General features: G+C 42.1%; 9 protein-coding genes. 5 read left to right on the top strand and 4 right to left on the bottom strand.

The window, feature by feature from the left end; all coding sequences use genetic code 11:
• The first annotated feature begins 204 nt into the window (after positions 1-204).
• Together purM and purN are read left to right on the top strand one after the other, a co-directional pair.
• Positions 205-1,266, top strand: coding sequence for a phosphoribosylformylglycinamidine cyclo-ligase (gene purM / locus ACOBWA_RS11350; RefSeq protein WP_341610128.1), 1,062 nt, complete (start codon positions 205-207; stop codon positions 1,264-1,266).
• Positions 1,266-1,958 (top strand): phosphoribosylglycinamide formyltransferase, encoded by a 693-nt coding sequence (purN, locus tag ACOBWA_RS11355; RefSeq protein WP_420229411.1) that lies wholly within the window; start codon positions 1,266-1,268, stop codon positions 1,956-1,958. Before purM ends, purN begins: the two co-directional genes overlap by 1 nt.
• 171 nt (positions 1,959-2,129) lie before the next feature.
• On the opposite strand, the gene ACOBWA_RS11360 is transcribed toward purN, so the two are convergent.
• Complete coding sequence (locus ACOBWA_RS11360) at positions 2,130-3,503, bottom strand: NAD-dependent succinate-semialdehyde dehydrogenase (protein WP_420229412.1); 1,374 nt, start codon at positions 3,501-3,503, stop codon at positions 2,130-2,132.
• 403 nt (positions 3,504-3,906) lie between these two features.
• Complete coding sequence (locus tag ACOBWA_RS11365) at positions 3,907-4,896, bottom strand: LysR family transcriptional regulator (RefSeq protein ID WP_057761159.1); 990 nt, start codon at positions 4,894-4,896, stop codon at positions 3,907-3,909.
• Between the two features lie 683 nt (positions 4,897-5,579).
• On the opposite strand from ACOBWA_RS11365, the gene ACOBWA_RS11370 reads away from it, so the two are divergent.
• Positions 5,580-7,166 (top strand): isocitrate lyase, encoded by a 1,587-nt coding sequence (locus tag ACOBWA_RS11370; protein WP_101206309.1) that lies wholly within the window; start codon positions 5,580-5,582, stop codon positions 7,164-7,166.
• Positions 7,167-7,319: 153 nt separating this feature from the next.
• A complete protein-coding gene (locus ACOBWA_RS11375) occupies positions 7,320-8,696 on the top strand; it encodes a CYTH domain-containing protein (RefSeq protein ID WP_420229413.1) in 1,377 nt (458 codons plus the stop codon).
• Positions 8,697-9,039: 343 nt separating this feature from the next.
• Here ACOBWA_RS11375 and ACOBWA_RS11380 read toward each other — a convergent pair whose 3' ends face one another.
• Positions 9,040-9,552: a L,D-transpeptidase family protein gene (locus ACOBWA_RS11380; protein ID WP_404693512.1), complete on the bottom strand. Its 513-nt coding sequence runs from the start codon at positions 9,550-9,552 to the stop codon at positions 9,040-9,042.
• A gap of 140 nt (positions 9,553-9,692) precedes the next feature.
• On the opposite strand from ACOBWA_RS11380, the gene ACOBWA_RS11385 reads away from it, so the two are divergent.
• Positions 9,693-10,961 (top strand): hypothetical protein, encoded by a 1,269-nt coding sequence (locus tag ACOBWA_RS11385; RefSeq protein ID WP_420229414.1) that lies wholly within the window; start codon positions 9,693-9,695, stop codon positions 10,959-10,961.
• A gap of 145 nt (positions 10,962-11,106) precedes the next feature.
• Here the strand turns inward: ACOBWA_RS11385 and ACOBWA_RS11390 are convergent, their stop codons facing one another.
• Entirely contained in the window at positions 11,107-12,312 is a 1,206-nt protein-coding gene (locus tag ACOBWA_RS11390; RefSeq protein ID WP_420230767.1) for an argininosuccinate synthase, read from the bottom strand.
• Between the last annotated feature and the right edge of the window lie 90 nt (positions 12,313-12,402).

A 12,402-nucleotide genomic window follows, 5' to 3' on the forward strand; every position in this document is an offset into this window, starting at 1 on the left:
TTTTTGTTTCTTAACGGCTTATTTGCCACTTAATGCAAATCTTAGTCAAATATTGGCAAGTTGCTTTGCGAGTACGGTCTGTTTTTGGGTATAATGCGCGCACTGTCTTTAAACTTTACTTTTGAACTTTATAACGCTAATTTTTGCGTGCTCAATTACTTTACCTTCTAATCCCAATTATCTATCCCCAACTGTGAGATGACTATGAGTGACAAGCCTTCTTTAAGCTACAAAGATGCCGGTGTTGATATCGATGCAGGCGATGCTTTGGTTCAGCGAATCAAGTCCGTTGCAAAAGCCACTACTCGTCCTGAAGTCGTGGGTGGACTTGGCGGTTTTGGTGCGTTGTGCCGCATACCAACAGGTTATACCTCACCATTATTGGTTTCTGGCACTGATGGCGTCGGCACCAAACTAAAACTGGCGCTACAGCTGAACCGTCATGACACGATTGGTATTGATTTGGTCGCGATGTGCGTCAATGATCTACTGGTTTGCGGCGCAGAGCCACTATTCTTCTTAGACTACTATGCAACTGGTAAGCTGGATGTTGATGTAGCGGCGACTGTCGTGACTGGTATTGGTGATGGTTGTAAACTAGCTAACTGTGCGCTTATCGGTGGTGAAACTGCTGAAATGCCAGGCATGTATCAAGATGACGATTACGATCTAGCTGGATTTTGCGTAGGCGTGGTTGAAGAAGCAGAAGTCGTTACTGGTGAAAATGTTGCAGAGGGCGATGTACTGATTGCCCTTGCCTCAAGTGGCGCGCACTCAAACGGCTACTCATTGGTTCGTAAAGTCATCGAAGTTAGCGGTGTGGATGTTACGAGTAGTGACGAGCAACTAGACGGTCAGCCTATTCAAGACGCTCTAATGGCTCCTACCCGTATCTATGTAAAAGCAATCAAGGCATTACAAGATACGCTTGGTAGCTCAGCTTTACATGCGATGTCACACATCACAGGTGGTGGTCTAACGGACAACCTGCCACGTGTACTACCTGATAACCTAGCAGCGAGCATCGATACCAATAGCTGGCAGTTCTCAGAACTATTCACTTGGCTACAGACCCAAGGTAATATCGCGCAGAGCGAGATGTACCGTACCTTTAACTGCGGCGTTGGTTTTGTCATCGTTATGCCAAAAGACAAAGCAGAAGCTGCTATCCAAACCTTGACTGATGCAGGCGAGACAGCTTGGCAAATAGGTGAAATGATCAAACGCAGCACTGATGGCCAGGCGGATGCAGTGGTGTACCGTTAATGTCAACTGATAACGCAAGCCAGCCTATCAAACCATTGCGTATTGCTGTTCTAGTCTCAGGAAGTGGTAGCAACCTGCAAGTGTTAATCAATGCCATGCAAGCAGGTGCGCTACCGATTGAAATCGTTGGTGTTATTAGTAACCGTGAAGATGCTTATGCATTGACTCGTGCTAAAGATGCCAATATTCCAGTTGCGATATTGTCACACGTTGCTAGTGGTAAACGTATGGGCATCAAGACGTTTGAAACCCACGCCAACGAACAGCTAATAGCATGGCAACCTGACTTAATCGTCTTGGCTGGGTTTATGCGTGTACTAAGTGGCTCATTTATCGATAATGTACCAGCGCCCATGATTAATCTTCACCCTTCTCTACTTCCGGTTTATAAGGGTTTAGATACTCACAAACGAGTCATACAAGCGGGTGAACGTTGTCACGGTTGTAGTATTCATAAAGTCACAGCGGAGCTTGATGCGGGTCAGGTGTTGACTCAAGCTGTATTAGATGTCGATATCAACGACACCGCAGAGAGTTTACAGTCACGGGTGCAGAAGCTTGAGCATCAGCTACTACCTTGGACGATTTTACTACTAGCAAAAAATGTATTATCACTTGAAGCAAATAATACACCATCGCAAACGGAGACTTATTTACCTAAGTTGCCTTTGCAATTGCTTATAGACGGATAAAAATCTCAGCTTATTAAACTGCTTTTAATAATGCTTTATATAGCTCAATAAAAAGCCCAGCTACTCATTACGAGCAACTGGGCTTTTTTATTTGATAACCATTTATTATTTACTATTACTTAAAATCGTAAATAGTTATCTATTTAGCTAATTTGTCTAATCAGTTCATTCTTAGAATACGTGAACCGCTTTAATGTTGACAAACTCTTTGATACCAAAACCGCCATGCTCACGGCCATAGCCTGAGTTTTTCACGCCACCAAATGGCAGTGCAGGATTGGCAAGACCATAACCATTAATATAGACCATACCTGTATCGAATTGCTCACGTGCTAGACGAACAGCTTTCTCTTCGTCTTTTGAGAAAATCGCGCCACCTAAACCATAACGACTGTCATTAGCGATGCGCATTGCATCGTCTTCATCTTTTGCACGAATTAGTGAAGCGACAGGACCAAATAGTTCGTCATCGTATGCAGGCTGACCTTTTTCAACGTTCTCTAGGATAGTTGCTGGATAGAAGCTACCTTTACCTTCAGGTACTTTACCGCCAACAGCGATCGTTGCACCTTTAGCCACACTTTGCTCTACTTGGTCATGTAGCTGCTCACGTAGATCTGCACGTGCTAATGGACCGATATCTGAGCTGTCATCCATGGGGTCACCCGCTTTGGTGCCTTCAAATTTCTCAACGATACGCTTACGGAATTCGTCATATACGCTATCGACTACGATAAAGCGTTTGGCGGCTACACAAGTTTCACCGTTATTAATTAAACGTGCTTGAGTACAAGTTTCTACAGCAGTTTCGATATCAGCATCTTCTAATACGATGAATGCATCATTTGAACCTAGCTCTAATACCGCTTTCTTAATCGCCTTAGCTGCTTGTTGTCCAACGATTACACCTGCTTTGTCACTACCTGTTAGTGTCACGCCGCGTACTTTATCATTGCCAATCAATGCTTCTGACTGGTCATGATCAATGATAATCGTACGGAACAAATCACTTGGCAGTTCAGACTCGTGAAGAATTTTTTCAATTAGTAGACCAGAACCTGTGACGTTAGATGCGTGTTTTAGCAGGACGCTATTACCCGCCATTAGATTTGCGATGGTGTAACGGAATACCTGATACGCTGGGAAGTTCCAAGGCTGCATACCGTAGATGATACCGATAGGTTGGTATGTCACTAGCCCTTTCTTCATGCTTTCGATATCGCGTACATCATCAGCTAAAGAAGCGACGCCATTTTCAGCAGTGTAATCACAGATAGCTTTACAGAGATCAATCTCTTGCATGCTTTGGCTATATAACTTACCGCGCTCTTCAGTCATCAGCTTAGCCAGCTCTTCTTTGTACTCCATCAGCTTATCACCGATAGACTTGATGACACGACCGCGTTCTTCGTGGCTCTCTGTACGCCATTCTAAAAATGCATTATGTGAAGCATCGACAATTTTGTTGACTTCGTCATTGCTCATATAATTGTAGTTACTAATTTCTTCGCCCGTGGTTGGGTTAATAGTAGTAATATTTGACATAGTTACTGTCCTTATTATTCGAATTTATATTTGGGATTTATAATCGGGTTTATTGCCACTTGTAGTTATTTTGCTGTGACAGTTTTAATTATTAAATTTACGTCGATAGCACAGTCTATTGGTAGCTCGTTTTCTATCTGCCGTTATCTTAACAAGCTATTTGATTAAGAGTTTTACAATATATTGTGAAGTGTGTTGAAGATGTTAATAGTGTGACTGACTTATTAAGTCTATCTAAATGTAAAATATCAATTATTAATCCCTAGAACATAAAAAAACCAGCCTAACGGCTGGTCTAATAACTATATAGAGTGGGAGATATAGGAAAATATGTTTATTAAAAATTCAGATAATTAGGAATATTCCGCTCTGATAAAAGATAGATTCAACTCACACAAACCAATCAAAACAAATGATTAATAACCGGTATCTCTTGTGGTGGATTTTCTTCTTCAGCAACGACTTGTCGTGCCACATGCATAATTAGCTGACGTAACCAGCGATGGGCTGGGTGATGCTGCAACAAAGGAGACCATGCCATCGTAAGCTCAAACTCAGGAATAAAAAACGGCGGATCTTCCATCATAATACTGTCATTATTTGCCTGCATTCTTGCCACACGTGTTGGCAAGGTCGCTATCAAATCTTTATTTGCTGCAAGCATAGCAGGCATTTGATAATGACGAGTAAAGACACTGATTTGGCGTTTTTGCCCAAGACGCTGCAGGGCCTGATCGATAGACCCTAGTCCACCAGATTTCTCTGGATTAACCCCAAAACCCACACCCATACCGGTTTTAGATACCCAAACGTGCTGTGCTTTAAGGTAGTTTTTCAGATTAAAACGATTGGCATAAGGACTGTCAGAAGATAATAGGCAACTAAAAGTATCACGCCATACTAGAACCTGATGAAAGCTTTGAGGTATCTCGTTAAAACGGTTAATCGCTAAATCAACTCGTCCCTGCTCCATATCTCGATAAGAGACGTCTGATGGAGTCAAAAAGTCCAAAATCACATTAGGCGCTTCAGAACGTAGTGCTTTTACTAGCTTAGGTACTAGGGTCGCTTCGGCATAATCCGATGTCATGATACGGAACACACGAGAGGTACTATAAGGGCGGAATTCAGTACGCGGCTCCAACACTTGAGTCAAGTCAGCAAGTATCTCGCGGATACGCGGCTGTAATTCAAGGGCGCGTTCAGTCGGCGTCATACCCTCAGATGAGCGTACCAATAATGGATCATTAAACAGCTTACGCAAACGGCGCAAGATATTACTCATAGCAGGCTGAGTAATCCCAAGCTGCTCGGCTGCGCGAGTGACGTTTTTTTCTCGTAGCAACACATCTAGATGGACTAATAAATTTAAATCAACCCGCTGCAAATTCATATTTGGTTCTCTTGGCTTTTGAATAAACGCCATATTAAGGCTGGCATTTGTAGTGCTGCTACGATGATTTGTGCGCTATAACAGCATAATTTCATTATTTTTTACTAATTTGGTTCTATTTTTTTCTGATAGAGCTGCATTATAACTCATTAAACCTATCGTAAGACCCTGTTATATAAACATTATATCATACAGAAATACCAAAGATAACTATCATAAATTAGATAAATCTTGGTAAGGTGGTTATAGTGAGTTCTATAAAGGATTTGCAGCATAGAGGACGAACCTTAGGTTCATAAGCTGTTTTTATCCAATTAAATATTGTCGCTAAGTAATATATTAATGGTTTTTATCAGTCATTAAATACGGTTAATTGACCTCATTATTGTAACATCTCTTGCTACCAATTATGACATCACTGCCTATTAAGTATTCAGATACCTTTTAGATATATAGTGAGAATCGATAAATATTTATAAAACAGCAATTATTTTCAACTGTTGAGTTCAGCAAATTTCTTGTAATAGCTTAGCGGTTTGTTTAGGGTAAATAGAGCTTCGATAGATAAAAGATAGACCAAATTTTGAATATTACTTTTTAGTACAAAGATTTTAGTAAAGCGACAGACCCATTATTTCAACAATTAACTTATTTGTTTTTACACCCCACCAAGGAGACTATAGATGTCAACTGCATATAAATCAGCGATCGACTTAGTACGTGAATTAAAGCAAAAGCACGGCAACTGGCAGAACATTAGCGAAGTTGATGCTGCACGTATGATGTCACAAAACCGTTTCAAAACGGGTTTGGATATCGCAAAATATACTGCAAAAATCATGCGTCAAGACATGGAAGATTATGACAATGATACGTCTCAGTACACGCAGTCTTTAGGTGCATGGCATGGTTTTGTTGCACAGCAAACTATGTACGCTAAGAAAAAATATTTCGGTACGACTTCTAAAACTTACATCTACCTTTCAGGTTGGATGGTAGCTGCCCTACGCTCTGAGTTTGGTCCACTACCTGACCAATCTATGCACGAAAAGACATCAGTACCTAAGCTAATCGAAGAAATCTACACCTTCTTGCGTCAAGCAGATGCTAAAGTGTTGAACGACTACTTCCGTGAGCTAAACGCTGCTGAAGAAGCTGGCCAAGACACTTCAGCTATCCTAGAAAAAATCGAAAACTTTGATTCACATGTTGTGCCAATCATCGCTGATATCGATGCAGGTTTCGGTAACGAAGAAGCTACTTACCTATTGACTAAGCAAATGATCGAAGCTGGTGCTTGTGCCATTCAGGTTGAAAACCAAGTATCTGACGCTAAGCAATGTGGTCACCAGGCTGGTAAAGTAACGGTACCGCATGAAGACTTCATCTCTAAGCTAAACGCTATTCGTTATGCATTCCTAGAGCTTGGTGTTGAAGACGGCGTTATCGTTGCTCGTACTGATTCTGAAGGCGCATCACTAACGCAAAAAATCCCAGTATCAAATGAGCCAGGCGACCTTGCTTCTAAATATATCGATTTCATCGAAATGGAAGAAGTAACGCTAGAGAATGCTCAAGAAAATGACAGCCTACTTAAGCACAACGGCAAGCTAGTACGCCCAGTTCGTCTACCTAACGGTCTATATCAGTTCCGTGAAGAGACTAACATTGACCGTGTTGTACTTGACTGTGTAACGGCTCTAGAAAACGGCGCTGACCTACTATGGATCGAAACACCGACTCCAGACGTAGAGCACATCAAAATGATGGTTGACCGTATTAAAGAGCAACAGCCTAAAGCCAAGCTTGTATACAACAACAGCCCATCATTCAACTGGACACTCAACTTCCGTAAGCAAGTTATCGCTCAGTGGGAAGAAGAAGGCAAAGACATCTCTGCATACAATAAAGATGACTTAATGAGTGCTGATTATGACGGTACTGAGCTTGATGCAGCAGCTGACGTAGCCGCTAAAAACTTCCAACGTGATGCGTCACGTGAAGCTGGTGTATTCCATCACTTAATCACGCTACCGACTTACCACACGACTGCTCTTAGCGTTCATGAACTTGCTAAAGGCTACTTCGGTGAAGAAGGCATGCTTGCTTATGCAGCTGGCGTACAGCGTAAAGAAATCCGCGAAGGTATCTCTTGTGTTAAGCACCAAGCAATGGCTGGTTCAGACCTTGGCGATGACCACAAAGAAATCTTCTCAGGCGATAACGCTCTGAAAGCTGGCGGCGGCAAGAACACGATGAACCAGTTCTAATAACTGACAGACTAGCAGTATTTATCAAAAAACCGCCCTACATCATGTAGGGCGGTTTTTTATTGCGGTTTAAATAATCAGAGAATGGTAGACTAATAATTGTTTATCACAACCATCGATCAGAGCCATTAGTCAGAATTATTAGGAGCTAATATGCAAGAGATAGAGCTGAAGTTTTTGGTACCAGAGTCACGACTAAAGGGATTAATGCGTCAAACGCACGTTAAATCCTCACAAGTGACACAACTGGCTGCACACTATTACGATACGCCTGACCAACAGCTTGCACAGGCAGGTATCGGTCTGCGTATTCGCAAAGAAGGCGATACATGGGTACAAACCATTAAAGCTGGTGGTGATGGTATCGCGGCACGCTTGGAGCACAATGCCGTACTCGATAATGAGCAAGTACAAGCGATGCTTAATAATAATGAGCTGATGCCTGATTTAACGATATATCAAGACACTCCAATCGCTGCAGCATTGGCTGACTTTAAACTCAAAAAGCTAGCAAAGACGCTAACACGACTTTATGTGACTGACGTCAAGCGCACTACGCGGTTGCTAACAGAAAGTAATGAGGATGAAACCGATAATTGTATCGAAATGGCTTATGATCAGGGAGAGATTATTCATGGTACTGATGACTCGCTACGCAAAGCTATTCAAGAGATAGAATTTGAATTGGTGTCAGGAGATTTAGATTTTCTATTTACGACTGCCAAAACATGGTGCAAGCGCTATAAGCTGTGTCTATCTACCGTTACCAAAGCTGAAAACGGTAGCTTACTTATTAACGGACAAAATCACAGTCCAGCGGTCAACGCAAATCTAAGTCAATTGCAAATAGACAAAGACAGTAGTGCACCTGCCTTTATACGTGCGGTCGTACATAATTGCTTATTACAGATATTACCAAACAGCAGTGCTATCGTCGCTGGCAGTATAGATGACGATCATATTCTACAGTTGCGGATTGGTATTGATCGCTTGCGTACTGCGTTGAAAGCATTTGCTGACTTCTCTGATGAAATTAACCCTGAATGGCTGCCGATACTAAAGCAAACTGTAACCTTGCTTAGCGGCTACTATAAACTTGCTTGTATCAACGCACAGATCGAACCTGAGCTACAAGCATGTGGCGCGCCTGCCGTCGACTGGACAACAGATATCGAAAATATCAAAATCACGCCCATCAATACGCTGCAAGCCAATGACTTTCAGATAACCTTGCTAGAGCTGATTGCCTTTACTATGAGCGACCCCAGCATTGAACCTCAGACTGATCAGCTTGCCCGCGATAAGCTAACGAAAGTCCTTTCTAAACAATATAAAAAATTTCTTAAGACCAATAAAAAAGCTGACGAAGTAAGTGTTGCTGAGCTTGTGAGCGATGACACAAATGTAAGCACAGATGTTGCTGATAATGACCAACCTGAAAGCGACCTGCTTAGTCAATTAAAAGATTTGCGTTACATCAGTGAATTTTCCGCATCTTTACTAAGTAAGAAAAAACCAAACGTTGGCTAAAACTGCTAATAAAAGCGCAAAAAGCGTTAGAACAACTGAACGATGATAATCAATATCAGCAGTTTTATGAATTGAAATCAACAACAGATGCTAATGCTTTATATGGTGCGGGTTGGTTTACGGCCATACTGACTGATGACCAGAGTCACATTGATGCATGTTTAGCAAAATTTGCGGATAGCTCAACGTTTTGGTAGAAGTAGGAATATTGTTTTTATGACAAATACTGCTTTCATAAAGTAAAACCACTCCATAAAAAAGACAGTTTGTTATATAACAGACTGTCTTTTTTATTGTGTTTAAATAGCTCCTGTTAGCGTCATGGCTAAATGTGCAAAACGACCTAGTTAGCAACGATCGTAACGGGCATACCCTCTTCTACTTGCTCAAATAATTCTACGATATCTTCATTACGCATACGGATACAGCCATGTGATAGCGGAATACTCATTGGTTCAGTATCTGGTGTGCCGTGAATATAGATATAGCGCTCATAAGTATCGCAACCACCTTGGCTATTGCTACCTTTGTTTAACCCTTCTTCAAGACCGCTTAACCAAAGAATACGGCTCAGTATCCAGTCACGCTTGGGATGTAGCTCACCAAGATTGGTATCATATATCTCACCTGTCGGCACACGCCCGACAAATACCGCATTCATAGGCTCGCTACCACCTATTTTTTGTTCAATGACATGCCTACCGAGCGGCGTGCAACCACTATCCTGCTGACTACCAATACCATTCTTTGCAGTGGAGACTACGTATCTAACCTCAGTCTGCTGCTGGTACATCGTTAATGTTTGCTCAGCGATATTAATCACGAGTTGTTTATCAAGCGTCTTATTATTGGTCATAAATGCTTCCGACTATCAGTCATTCATCAGATTACTATCAAGGTTATTAGTAAAATGATTGAAAATTTCTATTATCAAGGGATTGTATCAAGACATTTGGCACCGTAATATAGGGGCACACTTTTTGATGCTAGCAGATTATGACGACTATTTCACCGACACGTGTGTCGATGTATGATTTTTTATATCATGATACCCAGCCTATGCTGTCACTTTTGGCCGATGCAGCACAGCTTTCTCTACCGCAAGCTCGCTTAGGGATGGATGCCAGTCTACAAGCCATCGTAAGTGCGCTTCTCGCCTATCAGCAGCGTCATCAGGGACAAGCAGTAAGCAAAAAGCTGTTTGGTCGTAGTGCTGTCAAAGAGTTACGACAGTATAACTCAATGAACTTTGCAACCATTAGCGCCACACTCTACCATCGTCATGATGCAGCAGATGCTGTATTTAGTGATAACGCCCGTGTCATAAAGGCAAGCGAACATATCGCTGAGAAGATTGACGCAACGATGCAGCAGGCTCAAACTCTACTCACCTCTTTATGCGTGATTGTGCTGCGTGAATTGGCTATCCTGACAGAATATAGTCAGCTAGACAATGATGAGATCAATAAATGGTTTGCGCTACAACCACAGTTTTTATCAGTAGCACGATTTAGCCCAGAGCATACGCATACCTTAGCTGCTGAGATAGAAAGCAATAGTGACCTGCTTACATCAACTACTGAAGCTGCTGAAGCGATAGAGAACAACTCAGAGAATAATGCGGAACGTACGTTACTAAATACTGAGCAGTTATCAAGCACTCCACCTCCTTTTGATCCTTACTGGTATGAGCTGACTGGATTCAAACCTGAAAACTATGAACCTGTGCAAGATATGCAAATGGCAACAGGCAATTATCTAAAAGCCATTGGGCGTTCACCTGACAATCTACAGCAGGGTCGTCACAACGATATGCTAGTATTTATGGAGATGCATGCCGTTGCCTTACCGCACCAGCGTTGGCTGCTTCAATTAGCCAAAATCTCAGATATCTATCTCAGTCGAAATCGACTGCGCGTTAACTCTGAACCAGCCAATCCGCCCAAACCGCCTTTAGTCAGTTTGGGATTAATCGGCGGCAATAATGACAATACACCGACCACCACTAGTGAAAAGCCCATCGAGTATGAAGCTTCTACACCACTATGGAAGAATCCTGTCATTCTTATCATCATACTTGTCGTTGGTGTCCTTGGTGCGCTCGCTACCTTAAAATACCAATCGCAAAAATCTGACGGTGCGATCCTGGCAACTGAAGAAGTATTAGAACAAGATGCTATTGATGAGCGGCAACAGCAAGATGTGGCCATCGTAATGGTAGATGAAGATGAATCTGACGTTGTAGAAACAGAAAAAGCTGAATAAAAAGCTTTACTATTAAGACAGCTATTCTAAAAGTGATGGTTTTAGCAATCATTTATTAGCCATAAAAAAAGAGGCCCTATTAATATAGAGCCTCTTTTTTGTTGTGCGATCTAAATTCTTAATTGGCTATAAGTAGCTCAAAAACTTACTTAGATAAATCACGACCACGGCTAGCTTCGATAGCTAGACGTAAGCCATTTAGACGGATAAAGCCTTCTGCGTCTTTTTGGTCATAAGCGCCCGCATCATCTTCGAAAGTGGCGATTTTTTCATCAAATAATGAATCGTCAGATTTACGACCAACAACGCTCACGCTACCTTTATACAGTTTTACACGTACAGTACCGTTGACGTATTCTTGTGATTTGTCAATCAATGCTTGTAGCATCATACGCTCAGGGCTGAACCAATAGCCATTGTAGATGATTTTTGCGTAGCGTGGCATTAGCTCATCTTTTAAATGTGCAGCTTCACGATCAAGTGTCAACGACTCAATACCGCGATGCGCTTTTAACATAATAGTACCCGCTGGCGTCTCGTAGCAACCACGTGATTTCATACCGACGTAACGGTTTTCAACGATATCTAAACGGCCGATACCATGTTTGCCACCGATTTCGTTCAGCTTAATCATGACTTCATAAGGCTTCAGCGCTTCGCCATCGATAGCAACGATGTCGCCTTTTTCGTATTCTAGTTCTAGATATTGCGCTTCATCAGGTGCTTCTTCTGGGCTGACAGACCAGCGCCACATGTCATCTTCTGCTTCAGTATACGGTTCTTCTAGAACACCGCCTTCATAAGAGATATGCAGTAAATTTGCATCCATTGAGTAAGGAGACTTTTTCTTATTGCCCGCATAATCAATGGCGATGTCATGCTCTTCAGCATATTTCATCAAGCTTTCACGGCTTGATAGATCCCACTCGCGCCAAGGAGCAATAGTTACTACGTCTGGTGACAAAGCGACAGCACCTAGCTCAAAACGAACTTGGTCATTGCCTTTACCAGTCGCACCATGACTGATAGCATCGGCGTTATGCTCTTTAGCAATCTCAACCAAGCGCTTGGCAATCAATGGACGAGCAATAGACGTACCTAGCAAGTACTCACCTTCGTAAATGGCGTTAGCACGGAACATAGGGAATACATAATCACGAGCGAACTCTTCGCGCAAATCTTCGATATGGATATGCTTGATACCCATTGCTTGAGCTTTGGCTCGTGCTGGCTCAACTTCTTCGCCTTGACCGATATCAGCGGTAAAGGTGATTACTTCCGCATCATAAGTTTCTTGTAGCCATTTAGCGATGATTGAGGTATCAAGACCACCTGAATAAGCCAAGACGATTTTATTGATATTTTTGGATCAAGTTGAGCCATGAATAACTCCCATTATGAAATATAGTTTTAGAAAAGGCGACGATCAAATCAAAAGCAA

Source organism: Psychrobacter sp. ER1, assembly GCF_048631835.1.
GTDB lineage: Bacteria > Pseudomonadota > Gammaproteobacteria > Pseudomonadales > Moraxellaceae > Psychrobacter.